The 20,405-nt window shown below is 70.9% G+C and carries 20 protein-coding genes; 8 read left to right on the forward strand and 12 right to left on the reverse strand.

The genetic code is table 11. The features are described 5' to 3' along the window. The first annotated feature begins 54 nt into the window (after window positions 1-54). The 5 genes from ectA (at window position 55) to L3Q67_RS14035 (ending at window position 6,292) form a co-directional block, all read left to right on the forward strand. Complete coding sequence (ectA, locus tag L3Q67_RS14015) at window positions 55-555, forward strand: diaminobutyrate acetyltransferase (RefSeq protein WP_209662896.1); 501 nt, start codon at window positions 55-57, stop codon at window positions 553-555. Between the two features lie 55 nt (window positions 556-610). Then, complete coding sequence (ectB, locus tag L3Q67_RS14020; protein ID WP_499191533.1) at window positions 611-1,864, forward strand: aspartate aminotransferase family protein; 1,254 nt, start codon at window positions 611-613, stop codon at window positions 1,862-1,864. Between the two features lie 21 nt (window positions 1,865-1,885). Next, entirely contained in the window at window positions 1,886-2,278 is a 393-nt protein-coding gene (locus L3Q67_RS14025) for an ectoine synthase (RefSeq protein ID WP_209662895.1), read from the forward strand. A 40-nt stretch (window positions 2,279-2,318) separates the two neighbouring features. Beyond that, entirely contained in the window at window positions 2,319-3,215 is an 897-nt protein-coding gene (thpD, locus tag L3Q67_RS14030; protein WP_499189910.1) for an ectoine hydroxylase, read from the forward strand. A gap of 275 nt (window positions 3,216-3,490) precedes the next feature. Further along, window positions 3,491-6,292, forward strand: coding sequence for an AfsR/SARP family transcriptional regulator (locus tag L3Q67_RS14035; protein ID WP_499189911.1), 2,802 nt, complete (start codon window positions 3,491-3,493; stop codon window positions 6,290-6,292). 271 nt (window positions 6,293-6,563) lie between these two features. Here L3Q67_RS14035 and L3Q67_RS14040 read toward each other — a convergent pair whose 3' ends face one another. From L3Q67_RS14040 to L3Q67_RS14080, 9 genes are all read right to left on the reverse strand, one after another. Further along, the gene (locus tag L3Q67_RS14040) at window positions 6,564-7,148 is read right to left on the reverse strand and encodes a dihydrofolate reductase family protein (RefSeq protein WP_499189912.1); all 585 of its coding nucleotides are present in this window, start codon (window positions 7,146-7,148) and stop codon (window positions 6,564-6,566) included. Window positions 7,149-7,229: 81 nt separating this feature from the next. Next, window positions 7,230-8,108, reverse strand: a complete 879-nt coding sequence (locus L3Q67_RS14045) for a hypothetical protein (RefSeq protein ID WP_209670733.1) — start codon at window positions 8,106-8,108, stop codon at window positions 7,230-7,232. Further along, entirely contained in the window at window positions 8,102-8,608 is a 507-nt protein-coding gene (locus L3Q67_RS14050; protein ID WP_209662889.1) for a DUF6932 family protein, read from the reverse strand. The genes L3Q67_RS14045 and L3Q67_RS14050 overlap by 7 nt, the downstream gene beginning before the upstream one ends. 27 nt (window positions 8,609-8,635) lie before the next feature. Beyond that, window positions 8,636-10,000 carry a chromosomal replication initiator protein DnaA gene (locus L3Q67_RS14055; protein WP_499189913.1) on the reverse strand — a complete coding sequence of 455 codons (1,365 nt, stop codon included), beginning with the start codon at window positions 9,998-10,000 and terminating at the stop codon, window positions 8,636-8,638. A 13-nt stretch (window positions 10,001-10,013) separates the two neighbouring features. Next, entirely contained in the window at window positions 10,014-10,514 is a 501-nt protein-coding gene (locus L3Q67_RS14060; RefSeq protein ID WP_499189914.1) for an OmpA family protein, read from the reverse strand. Between the two features lie 28 nt (window positions 10,515-10,542). Then, window positions 10,543-11,253 carry an ESX secretion-associated protein EspG gene (locus tag L3Q67_RS14065; RefSeq protein ID WP_499189915.1) on the reverse strand — a complete coding sequence of 237 codons (711 nt, stop codon included), beginning with the start codon at window positions 11,251-11,253 and terminating at the stop codon, window positions 10,543-10,545. Between the two features lie 2 nt (window positions 11,254-11,255). Then, on the reverse strand, window positions 11,256-12,530 hold the full coding sequence (locus tag L3Q67_RS14070) for a hypothetical protein (protein ID WP_499189916.1): 1,275 nt from the start codon (window positions 12,528-12,530) through the stop codon (window positions 11,256-11,258). After that, the gene (locus L3Q67_RS14075; protein WP_499189917.1) at window positions 12,530-12,961 is read right to left on the reverse strand and encodes a hypothetical protein; all 432 of its coding nucleotides are present in this window, start codon (window positions 12,959-12,961) and stop codon (window positions 12,530-12,532) included. The genes L3Q67_RS14070 and L3Q67_RS14075 overlap by 1 nt, the downstream gene beginning before the upstream one ends. 50 nt (window positions 12,962-13,011) lie before the next feature. Next, window positions 13,012-13,815, reverse strand: a complete 804-nt coding sequence (locus L3Q67_RS14080) for an SGNH/GDSL hydrolase family protein (protein WP_499189918.1) — start codon at window positions 13,813-13,815, stop codon at window positions 13,012-13,014. A gap of 281 nt (window positions 13,816-14,096) precedes the next feature. On the opposite strand from L3Q67_RS14080, the gene L3Q67_RS14085 reads away from it, so the two are divergent. Further along, window positions 14,097-14,741: a DUF3159 domain-containing protein gene (locus L3Q67_RS14085; protein ID WP_499189919.1), complete on the forward strand. Its 645-nt coding sequence runs from the start codon at window positions 14,097-14,099 to the stop codon at window positions 14,739-14,741. 77 nt (window positions 14,742-14,818) lie between these two features. Here the strand turns inward: L3Q67_RS14085 and L3Q67_RS14090 are convergent, their stop codons facing one another. Both L3Q67_RS14090 and L3Q67_RS14095 read right to left on the reverse strand, forming a co-directional pair. Beyond that, window positions 14,819-15,808 carry an N-acetylglucosamine kinase gene (locus tag L3Q67_RS14090; RefSeq protein ID WP_499189920.1) on the reverse strand — a complete coding sequence of 330 codons (990 nt, stop codon included), beginning with the start codon at window positions 15,806-15,808 and terminating at the stop codon, window positions 14,819-14,821. A 73-nt stretch (window positions 15,809-15,881) separates the two neighbouring features. Further along, window positions 15,882-16,934, reverse strand: a complete 1,053-nt coding sequence (locus L3Q67_RS14095; RefSeq protein ID WP_499189921.1) for an SIS domain-containing protein — start codon at window positions 16,932-16,934, stop codon at window positions 15,882-15,884. Window positions 16,935-17,037: 103 nt separating this feature from the next. On the opposite strand from L3Q67_RS14095, the gene L3Q67_RS14100 reads away from it, so the two are divergent. Continuing rightward, complete coding sequence (locus L3Q67_RS14100; protein WP_499189922.1) at window positions 17,038-17,796, forward strand: GntR family transcriptional regulator; 759 nt, start codon at window positions 17,038-17,040, stop codon at window positions 17,794-17,796. 119 nt (window positions 17,797-17,915) lie between these two features. Then, window positions 17,916-19,340 carry an MFS transporter gene (locus L3Q67_RS14105; protein WP_499189923.1) on the forward strand — a complete coding sequence of 475 codons (1,425 nt, stop codon included), beginning with the start codon at window positions 17,916-17,918 and terminating at the stop codon, window positions 19,338-19,340. Here the strand turns inward: L3Q67_RS14105 and L3Q67_RS14110 are convergent. After that, window positions 19,326-20,276: a threonine ammonia-lyase gene (locus tag L3Q67_RS14110; protein ID WP_499189924.1), complete on the reverse strand. Its 951-nt coding sequence runs from the start codon at window positions 20,274-20,276 to the stop codon at window positions 19,326-19,328. The genes L3Q67_RS14105 and L3Q67_RS14110 overlap by 15 nt on opposite strands. Window positions 20,277-20,405 lie beyond the last annotated feature (129 nt).

Raw genomic sequence — 20,405 nt, forward strand, 5'->3', positions numbered from 1 at the left:
GGACTAGTCCGTTCGGGCTGATGCCCCTTTGCGATTCTGTTAAGTTCGTTCGACATGTCCGGAAAGCACTTGATCGAATCCCCGACCAAGGCAGACGGTGCCGAACTCTGGCGAATCGCGCGCGATTCGCAGAAGCTTGATCTGAACTCGGCGTACGCCTATCTGCTGTGGTGCCGCGATTTCGCGGACACCTCCGTCGTCGCGCGCGACGACGGTGCCGCGGTGGGGTTCGTGATCGCCTACCGCAAGCCGTCCGATCCCGAGACGGCGCTGGTCTGGCAGGTCGCCGTCGACGCGTCCCAACGCGGAAAAGGGCTGGCCGGAGCGCTGCTCGACGCGTTGTTCGACCGGCTGGTCGGGCAGGGCGTGCGCTACCTCGAGACCACCATCACCCCGGACAACCAGGCGTCCATCAAGCTCTTCGAGTCCTTCGCGAAGCGCTGGGAAGCGGATCTGGAAAGCGCAGAACTGTTCGCTTCCGCCGATTTCCCGGACGACGACGGTGCGCACGAGCCAGAGGACCTTTATCGAATCGGGCCGCTGGCGCGCAAGTGATTCGCACATGGCCAATGGGGAAAATCCACAGGGACGGACGGAACTGCCGATGAACATGGAAATCTTCTCGAAACTCGAATCCGAGGTGCGCAGTTACAGCCGCGGCTGGCCGGTGGTCTTCGACCGGGCGCAGGGCAGCAAGCTCTTCGACGAGACCGGCAAGGAGTACCTCGACTTCTTCGCCGGCGCCGGCGCGCTGAACTACGGCCACAACAACCCGGCGCTCAAGCAGGCGCTGCTGGACTACATCGCGCGCGACGGCGTGACCCACGCGCTGGACATGTTCACCGTGGCCAAGCGCGACTTCCTGCAGACCCTGCAGGACAACATCCTGCTGCCGCGGGAGCTGGACTACAAGGTGGTCTTCCCCGGTCCCGGTGGCGCGAACGCCGTCGAAGCCGCGCTCAAGCTGGCCCGCAAGGTGACCGGCAAGGAGTCGGTCATCAACTTCACCAACGCCTTCCACGGCATGACCCTGGGCGCGCTGTCGGTGACCGGCAACTCGATGAAGCGCGGCGGTGCCGGTATCCCGCTGGTGCACGCCACCCCGATGCCGTACGACCGGTACTTCGACGGCGCCTACCCGGACTTCCTGTACTTCGAGCGGCTGCTCAAGGACTCCGGCAGCGGCCTGAACGAGCCCGCCGCGGTGATCGTCGAGGCGCTGCAGGGCGAGGGCGGCATCAACGCGGCCCGGCTGGAGTGGCTCAAGGGCCTGTCCGACCTGTGCGAACGGCACAACATCCTGCTCATCCTCGACGACGTGCAGATGGGCTGTGGCCGCACCGGCCCGTTCTTCAGCTTCGAGGACGCCGGCATCAAGCCGGACATCGTCTGCCTGTCGAAGTCGATCGGCGGCTACGGCCTGCCGCTCGCGCTGACGCTGATCAAGCCGGAACTCGACGTGTGGGAGCCCGGCGAGCACAACGGCACCTTCCGCGGCATCAACCCCGCGTTCGTCACCGCGGCCGAGGCGCTGCGCGTGTACTGGAGCGACGACAAGCTCGAGCGGTCGACCCGGGCCAAGGGTGAGCGCATCGCGTCGGTCTTCGACGAGATCGTGCAGACCTACCCCGAGGCCAAACTGGTCGCCAAGGGCCGTGGCCTGGCGCGTGGCCTGGAATTCCAAAGTGGAGAACTGGCCAACTCGGTGTGCGCGGAGGCCTTCGAGCGTGGTCTGCTGATGGAGACCTCCGGACCCGACGGCGAGGTGATGAAGCTGCTGCCGCCGCTGACCCTCAACGACGCCGAGCTGGAACAGGGACTGGAGCTCATCGGCGAGTCCATCCGCGCCGTGCTGACCAAGTAGGAAAGTGAAGGAGACACGACCTTGATCGTCCGCACCCTCGACGAGATCACCGACACCGACGCCGACATCAAGACGCCGAACTGGCGCAGCAAGCGCATCATCCTGGCGAAGGAGAAGGTCGGCTTCTCGGTGCACGAGACCACGCTCTACGCGGGCACGGTCAACGACTTCTGGTACGCCAACCACATCGAGGCCGTGTTCGTCTACGAGGGCGAAGGCGAAGTGGTCAACAAGGCCACCGGCGAGCGCCACGAGCTCAAGCCGGGGTCGCTGTACCTGCTCAACGACCACGACAAGCACCAGGTGCTGCCGAAGACCGACATGAAGACGGTGTGCGTGTTCAACCCGCCGGTCACCGGCCGCGAGGTCCACGACGAAAACGGTGTGTATCCGCTGGTGACCGAGGAATCCTGAGCGAAGAGCACTATTCGAGGAGGCGAGTAGCTTGACTCTGATGGACACCCGGATCGGGGACGCCTACCCGACCCGACTCCCGGCTGGGGAGTCCGGGGCGATCGACCGCCTGGACCCCACGGTGTGGGGCAGCGAAGCCGACGGTCCGATCGACGCCGCCACCTTGGCCTCGCACGACGCCAAGGGGTACTCGATGGTGGAGGGCCTGCTCTCCCCCGCCGAGGTGCAGACCTACTGGCAGGAACTCGTCCGGCTGTCCGGGGACGAGGTGCTGAAGGCCGACGATCGGGTGGTCACCGAGAAGTCCAGCGGCGAGGTCCGCTCGATCTTCGAGGTGCACAAGATCAGCGAGCTGATCGCCGAGCTGGTCCGGGATCCCCGCGTGCTCGACCGCGCGCGGCAGATCCTGGGGTCCGACGTGTACGTCCATCAGAGCCGGGTCAACTACATGCCCGGGTTCCGCGGGAACGGGTTCTACTGGCACTCCGACTTCGAGACCTGGCACGCCGAGGACGGCATGCCGGTGCCGAGGGCGGTCAGCTGTTCCATCGCGCTCACCGACAACTACCCGTTCAACGGCGGGCTGATGGTGATGCCGGGTTCGCAGCGCACGTTCGTGCAGTGCGCGGGCGAGACCCCGGAGGACAACTACAAGTCCTCGCTCAAGGAGCAGAAGGTCGGGGTTCCCTCGGAGCACGAGATCGCCAAGCTCGCCGCCGAGCACGGCATCGAGCAGTTCACCGGGCACGCGGGCTCGGCGCTGTGGTTCGACTCGAACATCATGCACGGGTCGGGGAACAACATCACCCCGTACCCGCGCTCGAACATCTTCCTGGTGTTCAACAGCGTGGACAACGCGGTGGTGGATCCGTTCGCGGCGGGAAAGCCGCGCCCGGAGTTCATCGCCGCCCGCGATTTCACGCCGGTCCGGCGCTGAATCGCGGCGGGCTGCGAGGGGTGGCTCTTCAGTAACCCTTCGCAGCCTGTTACGTTGTCTCCGTCACGGTTCGCCGGTGATGCGGCGGTTACTCCTCGCTCGGGGTGAGCCCACCCGCACCGGCACGTGGCAGTCGGCAACACCGCCCTGCACCATCAGATCGGGACTGATGGTGCAGGGCGATGTTGTTTTCCGCTCCGTTGTTCCAGCCCCGCCTTCCGCCGGGTTTGCGAGTAACGTCTTGTCCTGCTCGTCCACGACGCAGGGGAGGCGTAGTGAGCGAAGGGGATTTCGCGTCCCGGCAAGCCTGGTTCCAGCTGCTCGGACCGGTGCAACTGCTCGCCGGTTCGCGGCCGGTGCCCGTCGGCGGTCCGGGGGTGCGCGGGCTGCTGGCGCTACTGGCCTTGCGTGCCAACAAAGTCGTTCCACTGGACGACATCATCGACGCGCTCTGGGGTCATGATCCACCGGCGACCGCGCGGACCATCGTGCACGGCAACGTCTCGCACCTGCGCCGCGTGCTGCGGTCCATCCAGGGTGACGGCGGTGACGGCGCGCAGATCCACACCCGTCCGCCCGGCTACCAGTTGACCGTCGACCCGTCGCAGATCGACGTCCACCGCGCGCGGGCGCTGCTCGAATACGCCACCGCCGCCGGGGCGGAGCGCCGCGCGTCCGTGCTCGCCGAGGCGCTCGCGCTGTGGAAAGGTCCCGTGCTGTCCGGTGTGCCGGATTCGGTGCACGCGCCCGAATTGGAGGACCTGCGCCTCGCGGTCCACGGCGCCCGCGTCGACGCCGACCTCGAACTCGGGCGGCACGCCGAGCTGATCTCCGAGCTGACCACCATGGTGCGCGAGAACCCGTTGGCGGAGCGCACGATCGGCCAGCTGATGCGGGCGCTCTACCACGCCGGGCGCCGGGCCGACGCGCTCGCGGTGTACCGCCGCGCGGCCCGGCACGTGGTCGGCACGCTCGGCATCGACCCCGGCGCTGAGCTGCGCGAACTGCACGACCGCATCCTGCGCGACGACCTCACCGACCCGGCGACGTCGAAGGAACCACCGCCCCGGCTGGTCCGCGTCACCCCGGCCCAGCTGCCCGCCGCGATCCCCCGGTTCGCCGGCCGGGAAGGGGAACTGGCCTGGTTGGACGGTCTGACCGAGCAGGCGCGCCACGGCGTGAGCGTGGTCGGCGTGGTGACCGGGGCGCCCGGCGTCGGCAAGAGCACGCTGGCGATCTCGTGGGCGCACCGCAACGCGGAGAACTTCCCGGACGGCGTCCTGTTCGCGTCCCTGCGCGGGTTCGACCCGGCGCACCCGCCGCTCGAGCCGGGCGACGTGTCCACCCAGTTCCTGCTGGGCCTCGGCGTGCGGCCCGCCGAACTCCCGGAGAAGGCGCACGAACGGATCGCGCTGTACCGCTCGCTGCTGTCCGACGCGAGCGTGCTCGTGGTGCTCGACGACGCGCGCTCGGCCGAGCAGGTGCGCCCGCTGCTGCCGCCCGCGCCCGGCTCGGTGGCCGTGGTGACCAGCCGCGCCCGCCTGGACGGGCTGGTGATCGCCAACGCGGCCCGCATCCGGACGCTGGAGACCATGCCACCCGCCGACGCCGTGCGGTTGATCGAGGAGGTGGCGGGGCCGGGCGACTACGACAAGCTGGCCGAACTGTGCGGGTACCTGCCGCTGGCCCTGCGCGTGGCCGGCGCCCGGCTGGCCGCAAGTCCACAGTGGACTGTCGACGACCTGGTGGCGGAGCTGGCCGACGAGCGCACCCGGCTGACCGCGCTGGACGTCGCCGGGGCGGACGTGGCCCAGGCGAGCGTGCGGGTCGCGCTGGACGTGTCCCACCGCGGGCTGCCGGAGGCGGTCGGCGCGTTGTTCCGCCTGCTCGGCGCGTTCACCGGGGCGACGATCGGCCCGCACCTGGCCGCGGCGATCGGCGGCACGGCGGTGCCCGAGGCACGACGGCGGCTGCGCACGCTCGCGGCGTACCACCTGCTCACCGAGGTCGGCCGCGACGTGTTCGCGCCGCACGACCTGATCCGCCTCTACCTGCGTGATCTCGCCGAGGTGGAGCTGGCCGCCACCGAACGCGAGGCCGTGCTGCGGCGGTCGGTGCGGTACTACCAGGCGGCGGCCGACCGGGCGCGGCGGCGGCTGCTGCGGATCGTGGACCCGCTCGACTTCACCACCTCGCTGCCGGAAGAGGCGTCGCCCGCGCTGTCCGGTTTCGACGACGCGCTCGACTGGTTCGCGCTGGAATGGCCGAACCTGCTGGAGACCTGCGAAGCCGCCTACCGCGCCGGCCGGTTCGAGGACGCCTGGTGGCTCGCGCGCGTGGTCCACACCTACCGCGTGGTGCGGCCGTTGCGCGACGAGTGGACCGGCCTGGTCGAACTGGGGCTGGCGGCGGCGAAGGCGTCCGGGAATCCGCTCGCGCACTGCTGGATGCTGATCTCGCGGTGCGCCATCGCGCTCACCTTCGGCGTCGACGGCGGCGGGCTGGCCGACGCGGAACACGCGCTGGAACTGGCCGTCGAAGTCGGGGACAAGCGGCTGCTGGTCTCGGCGAACATCCACGTGGGCGCGGCGTTGAGCAGTTCGCGACGGTACGACGAGGCTATCGAGCGGCTGCGCCAGGCGATCGACGAGACCGAGCGCACCGGTGATCTCGCGCTGCGCGGGCAGGCGCTGAACAACTGCGCGGAGGCGGAAAAGCTGTCCGGCCGGTACGCCGAGGCGATCGAGCACCAGCTCGGTTCGCTGGCGATCGACCGCGAACTCGGCGACGACAGTTACGCAGTGGTATCGCTGAACAACCTGGCGGAGCTGTACCTGAGCACCGGCGAATTGGGCCAGGCGGAACGCTGTGCGCGTCAGGCAATCGACCTGACCACTAGTCGCGGATTCGTGTTGCAGGAAGGCGTTTCGCGAGCGGCATTGGGGCGCGTGCTGCGGGCTCGCGGTGACCGGTCCCAGGCCTTCGACCAGCTCAAACTCGCCGAAGAACGGTTCCGGGACGCGGGTGCGCCGTGGCCGGGCGAACTCGGTGACGAACTGGCAGCAGTGACGGAATAGCGGTAAGTCACCATCCCTGTCCGGTGAGCGGAAGATTCTCGCGGACAGGTGAAATATCTACTTAGTGAACTCTTAGCAGCGTGTCGACGCTCACGCGTAGTGTTCGAAACGCGGTGATCGTCCGGCGGCCGGGGAGGGCCGAGGGGCCGGCGATCACCGCGGCTTCCGCGGCGTGGTGGGACGCGCGGGAGCCATCGCGCCGGACCGGCCAGGGGGAGGGTCCGGCGTGCACCGGCCGGCCGGCGCGCCGAGGGGGAGCGCCGGCCGGCCGTCACGCGTGCAGCGTGGGCCGGTAGACCAACTCCTGGATGCGACCGTCGAGCGTGCGGCTCTCGAGCAGTTCGAGGTCGAAGTCCGCCGCGCCTCGGAAGATCGGGTCCGTCCCGGTTCGCCCGGTGAGCGCCGGGAAGATCGTCACCTGCACGCGGTCGACCAGCCCGGCGGCCATCAGCGCCCAGTTCAGCGACAGGCTGCCGTGCGAACGCAACGGCACCTCGGACTCCTCCTTGAGCCGGGTGACGATGTCGACGGCGTCGCCCCGCACGATGGTCGCGTCCGGCCAGCCGAAGGTGTCTTCCAAGGTGCTCGACACGACCGTGGCAGGCAGGTCCCGCATCCGGGCCACCCACGGGTCGCGGACGTCGTCACCTTCGGCGCTCGAGGCCACCATCCGCGCGTGCGCACGGAACGTGGTGGCCCCGAAGACCATCCGCTGCTCCTCGCGGTACAAGCCGAGGCGGTGTTCGAGCAGCTCGGGGCCCTGCTTGCCCCAGTAGCCGCCCCAGTCGCCGTTGCTGTCGCAGGAGCCGAAGCCGTCGAGGCTGGAGAAAATGTCGAAGGTGTAGGTCGCGGTCATGGTGCGCTCCTGGGGGTGCGGTCGGTGGGCCTCTCACCTTGGCTACGAACGGGAGCGCGCCCGTTCGACACCACACCGCACTCAGAAGAGGCTGGTTTCCGGGGTGATCTCGAGCAGCTCGTAGACCGGTCGGCCGCGGCGGCCGTCGATGGTCGTGGTGCGCACGACCCGCAGCCGCGCGGTGACCGGGCGGTCCAGGTTCAGCTTGATCTCGTCCAGCAGGTCCGGCGCCACCGCGCCCTGGACCGTGCCGCCGGATTCCCGCTCCAGGTAGAAGATCCGCCGCCGCGTGCGCACGCCGTCGAGCCTGCCGGAGACCGTCTCGTACCCGACCTCCTCGCGCGACTCCCGCAGGCTGCCGCGCAGCACGCGCGCCTGCTCGGTGGTCATGCTGCGCGCCACGTCCTCACCGGCCGTGGTGGTCAGCTGCATGCCGATGCCCGCGTTCTTGGTGACCGCCGCGACGATGTCGCTGACCGCGTTGCGCACGGTGTCGCGCTGCAGCAGCACCGCGTCCAGCGCGCCGTCGTCGGAACCGTTGGCGGGCAGGAAGTCGCACAGTTCCTTGACCGCGCGCTCGGACAGCGTCTCGATGCCGTCGTGGATCAGCGCGTCGGCGGGTTCCGGTTCGGGGAAGCCGAAGAACAGCGTGTTGCCCGCCTGCCCGCGCTGGATCAGCGGCGCCTTCTCGCGGTCGGCGGGCTGCACGTAGGTGATCTCGCTCTGCGGATCGCGGATGATCCGGCCGATCTTCGCCGTCGCGTCCTGCAGGGCGCGGCCGATGTCGGAAAAGGTGTAGGCGTCCTGCTGCGAGGACCCGAGCACCGACACGCGCAGCAGCGGTGACCGGGAGGTCCGCTCGAACTTCGCGTGCGCCGCCATCGCCGACGCACGGGCGAGGTCGTCGAGCCAGGTGCCGCCGGGGATGTCCTCGGCCAGCTCGCGGAACTTGTTCACCAGCGCACCTCCGCGTACCCCTTGACGAGACCCTCGATCGGGCCGTACGGGCCGCGCACCGAGGACCACGTCTGCGCCCAGACCTCTTCGTGGCCGGGGACGCAGAGGTAGCCGTCGAGCAGGCCGCCGACCGGTTGTACCTGATCGAGGTACATGGCGGGCTGGCCGATGATCGCGCCGCGCAGGGTGACCATCCCGTAGAGCGCGGCGCGGGCGGCGCCGTCGAGCTTCTTCAGGCTTCCCCACTCGTCCGGGATGAGCACCACGTCGACGGTGCCCGGCGGTTCGTTGGACCACAACGCGAGCCCGCCGTCGACCCAGGCGCGGCCGGACGGGATGACCCGGCAGACGACGCCGAGATAGCTGCTCAGCGCGCTGAACAGGATCTCGCGCTCGTTCTGGTAGGGCGCGTCGCAGACCAGGCGCTCGTAGATATCGGCCAGATCCGCCGGATGCGCGCCGGGTGGGAGCACCCCGTCCGCGGTCCAGTGCGGCAGCGGCATCGACCCTCCTCGAATGGACAGCCGAAATTACCAGTCGCGCCGACGCGGCTCCGCAGGCGGCCAGTCCTCGTCGGTCGGCCAGGCCGGTTGGGCGTTCTCCACCGGCCAGTCGACTTGGTGCCGGCTCTGACTTTGGCTCTGGGCTGGGCTCTGGCTTGGGCTTCGGTGGGCGCCGGGATAGCGGTGACCGTCCTCGTCATCGCCGGGGTAACCGTTGGCGGCGTGCTGCCCGCCGGGATAGGGCGCGTCGGCAGGTTCGTCGTCCGGGTAGCCGGTGTCGGCGGATTCTCCGCTGGGATAGCCGTTGGCGGCGGACGGCTCACCGGGGTAGCCGTGGTCGGCTGGGGTGCCGCCGGGATAGCTGTGGTCGGCTGGGGCTTCGCCGGGATAGCCGGTGTCGGCGGACGGCCCGCCGGGATAGCCGTTGCTGCCGGGTTCGCCGCTGGGATAGCCGGTGTCGGGGGACGGCTCACCGGGGTAGCCGTGGTCGGCTGGGGAGCCGCCGGGATAGCTGTTGCCGGTAGGGGCGCCGCCGGGATAGGGGGCGTGGGCGGGTTCGGCGTCCGGATAGCCGGATTCGTCACCGTGGTAGCCGGTGTCGGCGGGCTCGGTGTTGGAGTAGCCGTGGTCGGCTGGGGCTTGGCCGTTGACGGCGGGCGGCTCGCTGGGGTAGCCGGTGGCGGTGGAGTAGCGGTGGTTGGCCGGGGCGGCGGGGTGGTCCTCGGCCGGCTGGTCCGGGTAGTCCTCGTCGGGATAGCCGTCGTGGGCTGCGGGGTAGCCGTTGGCGGCGTACTGGCCGCCGGGGTAGGCCGCGTAGCTGTGCCCGCTCGAACCGGGGTAGGCCTCGTCGTCGCTGGGGTAGGTGTGGTCGTCGTTGAAGAGGCCCGTGCCGCGCCCGGGGGAGTGGGCGGTGCGGGGATAGACCTCGTCGTGGTCGTCCGCGGGGTAAGTCGCATCGGCATGGCCAACGGCGGGGTAGCCCTCATCGGCGGCTGCCGCGTAGGTCGTGCCGGGGTAGCCGTCGTCGGTGGTCGCCGGGTAGGTCGTGCCGAGTTGGCCACCGGTGGGATAGCCCGCATCGGCGGTCGCGGGGTAGGGCGCGTCGTAGTCGTCGCTGGGGTAGTCGTAGGAGGCCGGCTGGTCATCGGCCGGGTGGGTGAGCAGGACGGGCTCCTCCGGCGGCCCAGCGGGCTCCAGCGGCGGCGACCCGGCGGGCTCAAGCGGCCTGGCGGACTCGAGCGGTCCGGCGGGCTCCAGCGGCGGCAGGGCCGCGGCCTCCGCGGCAGCCAGCTGTTTCCGGTGCACCGCGCCCAGCACCAGCCAGGTCAGCAGCACACCCAGCCCGAAGGCGGCCAGCAGCCACAACCAGATCTGGCCGAACAACCACAACATCGCCCAACTCCCCCTACTTGACCGTGATCTCGACCCGGCGGTCGTCCCCACCGCCCGCCTTGGGTCGTGTGTCCCCGTACCCCTTCGCGCTGATGCGGTCGCCGAGGCCGAGCAGTGCGGCCACCGCCTCGGCGCGCTGCCGCGACAGCTCCAGTCCCGACTCCTCGTCCCCCGGCGTCTTCGCGACGTGCCCGCCCACCTCGAAGGTGGCCGAGGCGGGTGCCTTCGCCAGGAGGTCCCGGATCTGCCCGACGGTGTTTTCACCCTCCGGGGTGAGTTCCGCGGTGTCCGGGGTGAAGGTGATCGGGTGCGCGGCCAGCACGCCGTCGATCTCGGCCTGCAGCTCACCACCCGCCGCACCGGTCGCGGGCTGCCCGGCGGGTGACGCGGCCGGCGTGCTCGTGGCCTGCGTCATCTCGGCTTTCAGCCGGGCGCCGTCCGTCCAGGTGATCACCAGCGCCATCGCGGCGGTCACCACCAGCGCCAACGGGATCAGCAACAGGCGACCGGACATGCCCCGACCATAACCCGAGCGGTCTTCCTCAGTACGGCCGAAGCGCGGAATCCGCCGCGTGCAGGTGGCGTACCAGCGCCTCCGGACCGCCGGGGGCGCAGGTGACCTGGGGTTCGGCCCCTCTGCCCTCGGTGACGAACGTCATCACCCGGCCGCGCCCGGCGAGGTCCAGCACGGTCAGTGGCGCACTGCGCCGTCGCGAGCCGCCGCGGTCCGGGCGTGCGGCGTGCAGCTTGTGCACGCCGGTCCGCCGGGTCCTGGTCACCTCGGTCACCGCGTCCGCCTTCGACCGCGGCACGCGCAGCTCCGGCACCGCCGCGGGCGGCACCCGCGGCAGCGAGTCCACCAGGCTGCGCTCGGGGGCGTCGAACTCGGCCTGGTCGAGCCGCAGGTGCGCGTCGTCGCGGAACACCCGGACGGCGCTGCCGAACTCGTCGGTGGCCACCAGCACCCCGGCCGAACGGCCGGAGTCGACCAGCCCGACCCAGCCGTAGAACTCGCGGTCGGCCTCGGCCAGCACCTTCAGCACGTCCTTGAAGTGCCTGCTCAGCACGCCGTTGCGGGCCAGCCCCGCCCGGTTGAGCCCGTCGAGGATGCGGTTCTCCAGGTCCCGCTGGGTGTCGGTGTCGGCCCAGCGCTCCTCGATGCCGATCACCGGGTGCAGCGGCCCCAGCCCCTGCCACTTCCACGCCTGCCGGAACACCGCCAGCGGCAGCACGATCGGCCGCGGCACGCGCACGCTCACTGCCCGATCACCGGCGGCGCCGTCCGCTCGTCGGTGCCGAAGATCGCGTCCGGATCGGCTTCCTCGAGGTAGGAGGCACGGCGGTGCTCGCCGTCCTCACCACCCTGGCCGCGTCCGCCGCCGCCACCACCGCCACCGCCCATGCCGGAACCCGCGCCACCGCGAGCGGCAGGACCGCCCTGCGCGCCACCGGGCGCACCCGGACCGCCCGCGCCGCCCGGCAGGCCCGCGCCGACCCGGCCACCGGCACCGGGCGCCCCGGAAGCACCACCGCCGCCGCCCGAGCCACCACCGCCGACACCGGCCGACGGGATGCCGCCGCCCGGCCCGAAGGCACCCGCGCCGAAGTCACCACCGGCACCGCCACCCCGCGGGCCGAAGCCACCACCGCCCGGCCCCATGCCCGAGATGCCGGGCCACGAAGGCTTCGAGGGCTTGGGCGGTGAGGGCGGCTGGTAGCCGGACGGCGTGGTGCCGATCGGAATGTGCGGATTCGGCGGTGGCTGAACCGGTGGTTGCCCCGGCGGCTGGACGGGCGGGGGAATGTTCGGCTGCGGAATGCCGGTCTGGGGATGACCGGTGAATCCGCTGATCTGGGTGGAATCGTCGCTTTTCTTTTCCGGTACCCGGTATTTGCCGTCGTGTTCGGGTTCGTCCGGATCACCCGGTTTGCGGGGCTCGACCGCGAAATCATTTCCGCTGTACCCGGGCACGTGGCCGTAGTCGGCGACCATCGACGCTTTGTTGTCGTCACTGGTCTGCACGTAGGCCGAGTACTTCTCGCTGTTCTCCGAGACCTGCTGGTTGCGCTGGTTGATCTGGTCCTCGGTGTCGGTGTCCCACGGGGTCGCGCTGTCCCAGAACCCCTTCTCCGGCGCGTCGTCCGGCACCTGGTGCAGCGAGGACTTCAGGTTTTCGAAGCTGTGCACCTGGTTCTGCACGACCTCGGAGTTCGTCTTCAGCGTCTTCGCCGCGATCTCGGCGACCGTGGCCAGCGGCTGGATGTTCGCGCGCGCGGCGTCGGAAGCGCTGCCGGTCCACGCGGATTCGAGCTTCGCCACCAGCCGTCGCGCGCCGTCTTCCAGCTCGCGCTGCTCGTCGTGCTGTTCGAGACCCAGCTGGCGGGCTTCCTGCAGGCTGGCCGGGCCCGCGCCTTCGCGAACCATCCGCACCAGATCACCCGGCGGGATGAACGCGCCGTCCTCTTCCAGCTTCTTCAGGTACTCGTCGAGCCCGGCCCACGGGCCGCCGTCCCCCAGGAACCACCCCATCAGTGCTCGCCGGCCTTCCGCGCCGCGGCGGCCGAGTTCGCGTCGGTCTCCTCGACGTTGCCCAGCGCCTTGTTCAGCTTGCCGACCAGGTCGCCGAGGTACTTCGACTGCAACCGCAGGTGGTTGAGGTAGTTGAAGCCGGTGAGGTTCGCCGCGGCGACGTACCGCTCGCTCGCCGGATCACGCCCCGGCGGGGTGATCCGGCTGAGCGGCTGGGTGGTCATGATCTGCTTGTCGACCAGCACCCGCAGCTGCTTGGCCTCGGTCAGCACGGTGATCATCTCGCTGCGGCTCATCGCGAACCCGCCGGCGGGCGGACCGGCCGCCCCCAGCTGCGAGTCGGTGATCACCCACGGCACCGCGTCCAGCCACTGGCCGGCGTCGGTGGGCTGCTGCCAAGTGGACACGACGAAACCGCCTCCCCCAGTCATTCAGGTAGCGGACACTAGCCGACCCCCGGGGCCCGTGTCCGCCGAATGGCTCAGGGCAAGGGCTGGGACTCCACCAATCCACCATCCGTGGGACGCAACGGGTCGAGCCGGGGCCGCTTGGGCGTGAGCCCATCGCCGAGGGACTCACCGCGCAGCTGGCGGCGGATCCACGGCAGCAGGTGCACCCTGGTCCATTCCAGATCGGACCGCCGCAGCGAGATCCAGGTGTCCGGTTCGGTGGCGGCAGGCCACGGCTCGCGCCAGTCCTGGTCGAGCGGCACGCCGAGCACGTCGGCGGTGCACAGCGCGATCCGGCGGTGGCCCTCCGGGGTGAAGTGCAGCCGGTCGTCGCTCCACGCCCGCCGGTCGTGCAGCGCCTCCATGGACCACAGGTCGACCAGGTGCGCGCCGTGCCGCTCGGCGATCGCGCGCAGGTGGGCGTTGTAGATGGCCACCTTGCCGCGCAGCCGGTTCATCACCGACATCACCTTGGTGTCCGGTCCGGTGAACACCGCCACGGTGATCCCGGCCGAGCGCAGCGCGACCACGGCCTCCTCGAAGCGGGCGGCGACCGCGTCCACGTCCACCCCGGGCACCACGATGTCGTTGCCGCCGGCGCACAGCGTCACCAGATCCGGCTGGAACTCCAGTGCCACCGGGATCTGCTCGTCGACGATCTCGGCGATCATCTTGCCCCGCAGCGCCGTGTTGGCGTAACGGAAGTCACTCCGGCCCCCAGCCAGAATCTCGGCCAGCCGATCGGCGAAACCCCGGAAACTGCCGTCCGGAAGGTCGTCGTTCAGCCCTTCGGTGAAGCTGTCGCCGACGGCGACGTAGCTGTCAAAGCCATACAATCTGGGTCTCCCTCCACCCCGTGCCCTGCGAAAAACTCCTCCGTAGCCGGGTTCAACACTCGAAGATCGCCCCACAATCCCGATTGCCGCAACCTCTGTTTTGCTCGGACGTCACAGTGTCGTACGTGTGGAGACATCTTGGCACCCGCAATTAGACGCCCTCGCGCGGGCGCCCGGCATCATCCTCGGGAATGATCTAGGTGTACCCGGGGTGTCCGCCAAAGGTAAGGGTGCCCTTCCTCTGTGGTTTGAGGCAGGCTGTAGGGGTGACGGAGCCGCCTGTGACCGAACCGCGCGAGTCCCTGGCCGAACTGCTCGGCGGGCGCAAGGGCGCACTGGACGCGAGCGTGCCGCCGGCCGCCTTCGTGGTCGGCTGGCTGGCCGCGGATTCCTCGATCGCCTGGGGCGCCGGGGTGGCGATCGGGGTCGCCGTGCTGCTCGGCGCCTTCCGGCTGGTGACCGGGGACAAGGCGCGCGCGGTGGTGGTCAGCCTGGCCGCGGTGATCGCGGCGGCGCTGATCGCGCTGCACACCGGGCGCGCGGAGGACTTCTTCCTGATCCAGCTGCTGTCCAATGTGGCCAGTGCGCTGCTGTGGGCGGCGAGCATCGTGGTGCGGTGGCCGCTGCTGGGCGTGGTGGTCGGGTTCGCGCTCGGGCAGAAGACCCGCTGGCGCCGCGATCCCGAGCTGCTGCGCGCGTACTCGCGGGCCAGCTGGGTGTGGGTGTTCGGCCAGTACACCCTGCGCGTGCTCGTGTACGGCTCGCTGTGGTGGAGCGGTCAGGTGGTCGCGCTCGGCATCGCCAGGACGGTGCTTTCCTGGCCGCTGGTGGCGCTCACCCTCGCGGTCAGCGGCTGGGTGCTCCACCGCGCGCTGCCCGCCGAACACCCCGGCCTGCGGCACCCGCGGTCGCCGGAAGAGAAGTAGACGGCCCCCGGCGAGGGGGGAGGGTCCGGGGGCCGCCCTCCACCGTACTCGTAAACCACGTGCGTAGTCGACGCGCGCTACCGGATTTCCAGCACCGGTCGCGGAGCGTTCTCACCGAAGGCGTCCACTGCCGCCAGCCAGGCGGCGCCGAGTACGCCATCGGTGGCGGAACGGATGTCCAGGGCACTCAGCGTTTCCCGTACCCGCGCGCCGACCGGGCTGTCCCCGACGAGCACGCTGCCGACGATGACCACCGGCGTGTCCTCGCCCGCTTCACGGGCCGCGAGGGCGTTGGCCACCAGCAACTCCGCCGCGCGGTCGGTGATTTCCCGTGCTGTGGCGTCACCTCCGGCGGCGCTCGCGCTGACCAGCGGGGCGAACCGGGCGAGCCGGATCGGCGATTCGAAGTTGCACGTGGTGATGAGCCGGCGCGAGGTGAGCAACCGGTCGGTTTCGGTCTGCGCGCGCAAGGCGTCCAAATCGGACATGTGCAGCGCTTCGCGGAGCACCGCGGCGGGCAATCCCTCGAACGGCCCGCCCGCGGTGAGTGCGGCCAGTGTGGACCGCACGGCCTCGCGGCCGATCCAGAACGCCGAACCCTCGTCGCCGAGCAGCCAGCCGTACCCGCCCGCGGTGGAGACCAGGCGCCGCTTGCGGATGCGGGCCGCGATCGAGCCGGTGCCCGCGACCAGCACGGTGCCGTCCGGGGCGTCGGTGGCCGAGGCGAACGCGGCCTCGGCGTCGGTGACCATGCGCACCGCGGTGTGCAGCCCGAGCCCGGCCCACGCCTCGTCGAAGACCTTCGCCATCGCGGGATCGGTCAGCTTGCTCACCCCGGCCATGCCGACCACGCACGCTCTGACCGCGGCCGGATCGGCGTCGCGCAGGGCGTCGCCGATGGCGGCCGCGATGTTCGCCGCCGCCTGCGCGGGCGGGTGCGCGTTCGGATTGGCACCGGCCGCGCGGCCGCTGCCGAGCACGATGCCGTCGGCGTCGAGCGCGAGCGCGCGGGTGGACGTCCCGCCCGCGTCCACACCGACGACGCAGGGGCGGCTGGGGTCACTCACTCAGGGCCTCCTCGCAACACGAAGGTGAACTATGCCGTGAAACAGGTCACTAGTCACCCATCGTGGCGAGCGATCAGCGGGTTTTAGTGACCTTGTTGAGACCGCGGGGCCGGTCGGGGTCGCCGCCCCTGGCCAGTGAGAGGCCCAGCGCCAGGCTCTGCGCCGGGAGGACGTCGAGGATCGGGGCCAGTTCTTCGGCCACCGGCGGCACCTCGATCCGCAGGGCGGCGGGCACGTCGGCGGCGGCCGAACCGATGGCCAGCACGTCGGCGCCCCGGCCCGAAACCGCGTCGAGCACGTCGCGCATGGCTTCGCCGCCCTTGCCGCGGTTGGTCAGCGCGAGCACCGCGGTCTCGCCGTCGATCGCGGCGACCGGGCCGTGCAGGAGGTCGGCGCCGCTGTAGGCACGCGCGGCGAGGTAGCTGGTCTCGGCGAGCTTGAGCGAGGCTTCCAGCGCGGTCGCGTAGGAGTAACCGCGCCCGGCGGTGATCACCCGGTTGACGAAGCGGTACCGGTCGACCGCGCGCTGCACGCCGGCCGCCGAGCGGTCGAGGGTCTGCTGGGCCAGTTCGCCGAGCCCGTCGGCGTCCGCGCCCTTGCCGCCGCGCACGGCGTCGATGAGCAGGTACAGCGCGAGCAGCGTGGCCGAGTAGGTCTTGGTCGCGGCGACCGCCTGCTCCTGGCCCGCGCCGATGTCCACGGCCAGTTCCGCGGCGGCGCTCAGCGGTGACGACGGAGTGTTGCTGACCGCCACGGTGCGTGCGCCCTGCTTCCGCGCCGCCTCGGTGAATTCCACCAGATCAGGTGAACCTCCACTTTGGCTCACCGTGACCAGGAGCACGTCGCGCAGGTCCGGAGCGGCTCCGTAGAGCGTCACGGTGGACGGGGAGACCAGTCCGGCGGGCAAGCCCAGCAGCACCTCGATCAGGTACTTGGCGTAGAGCGCGGCGTGGTCGCTGGACCCCCGCGCGGCCAGCAAAGCGAAGCGTGGCGGGTGTTTCGCGATGGCTTCGGCCACCCCCGCGATCTCGGAGCGGCGCTCGCGCAGGGCCGCCAGCACGGCGGGCTGTTCGGCGATTTCGGCGGCCATGTGCGCGCCGGGCTGCTGACCCTCTACGGTCGTCATGCGTCTCCTCACATAGGTCTAGACCAATGCTAGCCGGTCGACCTGGTTCCGTCGAAGAGTACTTTTTCCCTGAGGAGTCGCGCGTGTTGTGAAGGAGCCGCTCATGTTGGAGACATCACCGCCCGGGGAACCCGGCTCGGCCACCGGGACCCGGGGGCAGCGCGAGCCGAAGTACTGGGCTCTGAAACAGCACCTGCTGGACCTGCTGGAGGCGCTGCCTGCCGGGTCGTCCATCCCCACCGAACGGGCGCTGGCCGGCGATTTCGGCGTCTCGCGGACCACGGTCCGCCAGGCGCTGGCCGACCTGACCGTGGAGGGCAGGCTGCACCGGGTGCAGGGCAAGGGCACGTTCGCCGCCGAGCCGAAGTTCGCCCAGCGCCTGCAGTTGTCGTCCTACACCGAGGACATGCGGGCGTCCGGGCGCGAGCCGTCGTCGAAGCTGCTGGAGATCGACGAACTGCCCGCCGAGGGCGAGCTGGCGAAGCTGCTCGGCATCCGGGCCGGGGCGAAGGTGCTGCGCATGCGCCGGCTGCGCCTGGCCGACGCCGAGCCGATGGCGCTGGAGACCACGCACCTGCCGCTGGGCCGGTTCCGCGGGCTGCGCAAGCACGTCAGCGCGGGCGGTTCGCTGTACGCGGTGCTGCGTGAGCAGTTCGGCGTGGAGATGGAGCGCGCGGAGGAGACCATCGAAACCGCGCTCGCCGGGCCGCAGGAGGCCGAACTGCTCGGCGCCGACGTCGGCATGCCGATGCTGTTGCTGTCACGGCACTCGTTCGCCGCCGACGGCAAGCCGGTCGAGTTCGTCCGTTCGATCTACCGCGGTGACCGGTACAAGTTCGTCACCACGCTGAATCGGCCGTGACATCGCACGGGGGGCGACCCCCCAACCCCCGGGAAAAGCCGTCGAGCTCCCCAGACCTCGTCCGCTGGGGAACACCGGCCGCGCGTGGCGTGCTCGCCACGACCATTCTCGGGTCGGGCATGGCCATGCTCGACGGCACCATCGTCAACGTCGCACTGCCGCGGATCGGCGGGGAGCTCGAGGCCTCGGTTTCCGGTCTGCAGTGGATCCTCGACGGCTACCTGCTGGCGCTGGCGTCGCTCATCCTGATCGCCGGCTCGCTCGGCGACCGGTACGGGCGGCGCCGGGTCTTCGTCATCGGCGTGGTCTGGTTCGGCGTGGCGTCCGTGCTGTGCGGGCTCGCCGTGTCCACCGAGATGCTCGTCGCCACCCGGATCCTGCAGGGAGCCGGGGGAGCGCTGCTCACACCCGGTTCGCTGGCGATCCTGCAGTCGGCGTTCCCGCGGGCCGAACGGGCCAGGGCGATCGGCGCCTGGTCCGGGCTCGGCGGGATCGCCGCCGCGGTCGGCCCGCTGGTCGGCGGCCTGCTGGTGCAGCTGTGGTCGTGGCGGCTGGCGTTCCTGATCAACCTGCCGATCGCGGTGGTCTGCGTGTGGCTGGCGCGCAAGTACGTGCCGGAGTCGCGCGACGAACAGCAGCACACCGGCAGGCCGAACGTGCTGGCCTCGGTGGTCGGCGCGCTCGGGCTGGCCGGGGTCACCGCGGCGCTGGTCGAACTGCCGGTGCGCGGGGCCGGGGACGTGCTGGTGGCCGGGTCCGGGGTGGTCGGGCTGGCCGGGCTGGTGGGGTTCGTGGTGATGCAGCGGCGGTCGGCCGATCCGCTGGTGCCGCCGCAGTTGTTCGCCAGCCGGACGTTCACCGTGGCCAACGCGCTCACGCTGGTCGTCTACGCCGCGCTCGGTGGCGTGATGATGTTGATGGTGCTGCAGCTGCAGGTGTCACTGGGGTACTCGCCGACCGCGGCGGGGGTGGCCGGGCTGCCGATCACCGTGGTGATGCTGGTGCTCTCGGGTTATTCGGGTCGGCTGGCGCAGAAGATCGGGCCTCGGTTGCAGCTGGTCGTGGGCCCGATGCTGGTCGCGGTGGGGATGCTGCTGTTGCTCCGGGTCGAGCCGGGCGCGTCGTACCTGGGGGCCGTGCTGCCCGCGGTGACCGTGTTCGGGCTGGGCCTGGCCACGGTCGTGGCGCCGGTGACGGCGACCGTGCTGGCCGCCGCGCCGGACCAGTACGCCGGGGTCGCGTCCGGGGTGAACAACGCCGTCGCGCGGACGGGCGGGCTGCTGGCCGTCGCCCTGCTGCCCGCGGTCGCGGGCCTGACCGGGGCGGCCTACGCCGATCCGGTGGCGCTCACCGCGAGCTGGCGGACGGCGTTGCTGGTGTGCGCCGGGCTGGCCGTGGCCGGTGGCCTGGTGGCGCTCGGCGTGCGCAACGACGTGCTCGGCGGGGAGTCCGAATCCGAGCACGACCACCCGGAACCGGGGGAGTGCCTGCACTGCGGGGTGGAGGCGCCGCCGGCCGCCTACGCGCGGTCACGCCCGGAGTAGCTCGGCGAACAGGTCGGCGTCGATGTTGCCGCCGGAGACGACGGCGACCGTGCGGCCTTCCGGCAGTTCAGCGCGCCGGAAGAGGTAGGCGGCGGTGGTCACCGCGCCGCTGGGTTCGGCGACCAGGTGCGCCTGGGTCGCCAGCACCCGCACGGCGGCGCGGATCTCATCCTCGCTGACCGTGACGATGCCGTCGACGACCCGCTTGAGGTGCGCGAAGGTCAGTTCGGACGGCTGGGCGCGCAGGCCGTCGGCGATGGTGCGCGCCCGCCAGTCGACCGGCCAGTCCACCCGGTTGCCCGACAGCAGGCCCTCCGCGGTGTCGGCGGCGAGCTCCGGCTCGACCGCGTACACCCTGGCCGTGGGTACCAGCGCTTTGATCGCGGTGCCGATGCCGGAGGCGAGCCCGCCGCCGCTGACCGGCACGAGGACCACCTGCACACTGGGCAGGTCCTCGGCGATCTCCAGGCCGACGGTGCCCTGCCCGGCGATCACCTCGGGGTGGTCGAAGGGCGGGATGAGGTTGAACCCGTGCTGGTCGGCGAGGGTTTGCGCGGCGAGTTCGCGCTGCGCGATCGGCACCTCGATGACCTTGGCGCCGTGCGCGGTGGTGGCCTCGACCTTGTTGCGCGGGGTGCTGTCCGGGACCACGATCACCGCGCGCACGCCGAACATCTTCGCCGCCGCGGCGACCGCCTGCGCGTGGTTGCCGCTCGAGTAGGCGACCACCCCGCGTTGCCGCTGCGGCTCGCTCAGCGCGGCGATGGCGTTGTAGGCGCCGCGGATCTTGAACGCGCCGATCCCCTGCAGGTTCTCGGCTTTCAGCCAGAGCGGCGCGCCGGTCGCCCAGTGCTGCGGCAGCAGGGGGGTGCGGATCGCGGCACCCGCGATGCGGCCGGCGGCGGTCCGGATGTGCTCGAGGGAGATCAGCTGCATGGCGGGAGTATGCCAAGGATCGGGCCGCCGTGGGTGGATAGTCCATTGTGGATAGTGAGGGTGGCGGGGCTCACCATCGGGCAACGCGGGGAGCATCCCGTGCGACTTATTCGTTGGGAGAAAGAGCGA

The organism is Saccharothrix sp. AJ9571 (assembly GCF_021725495.1).
Lineage (GTDB): Bacteria > Actinomycetota > Actinomycetes > Mycobacteriales > Pseudonocardiaceae > Amycolatopsis > Amycolatopsis magusensis.

What these genes read in the sequence shown, in the direction of transcription:
- ectA (WP_209662896.1), top strand. Translation starts at nt 55, where the DNA reads ATGTCCGGAAAGCACTTGATCGAATCCCCGACCAAGGCAGACGGTGCC.
- L3Q67_RS14055 (WP_499189913.1), bottom strand. Translation starts at nt 10,000, where the DNA reads ATGTTGTGGTTGTTCGGCCAGATCTGGTTGTGGCTGCTGGCCGCCTTC.
- L3Q67_RS14095 (WP_499189921.1), bottom strand. Translation starts at nt 16,934, where the DNA reads ATGACGACCGTAGAGGGTCAGCAGCCCGGCGCGCACATGGCCGCCGAA.
- L3Q67_RS14105 (WP_499189923.1), top strand. Translation starts at nt 17,916, where the DNA reads ATGGCCATGCTCGACGGCACCATCGTCAACGTCGCACTGCCGCGGATC.
- L3Q67_RS14100 (WP_499189922.1), top strand. Translation starts at nt 17,038, where the DNA reads ATGTTGGAGACATCACCGCCCGGGGAACCCGGCTCGGCCACCGGGACC.
- L3Q67_RS14075 (WP_499189917.1), bottom strand. Translation starts at nt 12,961, where the DNA reads ATGACTGGGGGAGGCGGTTTCGTCGTGTCCACTTGGCAGCAGCCCACC.
- L3Q67_RS14060 (WP_499189914.1), bottom strand. Translation starts at nt 10,514, where the DNA reads ATGTCCGGTCGCCTGTTGCTGATCCCGTTGGCGCTGGTGGTGACCGCC.
- L3Q67_RS14110 (WP_499189924.1), bottom strand. Translation starts at nt 20,276, where the DNA reads ATGCAGCTGATCTCCCTCGAGCACATCCGGACCGCCGCCGGCCGCATC.
- thpD (WP_499189910.1), top strand. Translation starts at nt 2,319, where the DNA reads ATGGACACCCGGATCGGGGACGCCTACCCGACCCGACTCCCGGCTGGG.
- L3Q67_RS14040 (WP_499189912.1), bottom strand. Translation starts at nt 7,148, where the DNA reads ATGACCGCGACCTACACCTTCGACATTTTCTCCAGCCTCGACGGCTTC.
- ectB (WP_499191533.1), top strand. Translation starts at nt 611, where the DNA reads ATGGAAATCTTCTCGAAACTCGAATCCGAGGTGCGCAGTTACAGCCGC.
- L3Q67_RS14050 (WP_209662889.1), bottom strand. Translation starts at nt 8,608, where the DNA reads ATGCCGCTGCCGCACTGGACCGCGGACGGGGTGCTCCCACCCGGCGCG.
- L3Q67_RS14070 (WP_499189916.1), bottom strand. Translation starts at nt 12,530, where the DNA reads ATGGGGTGGTTCCTGGGGGACGGCGGCCCGTGGGCCGGGCTCGACGAG.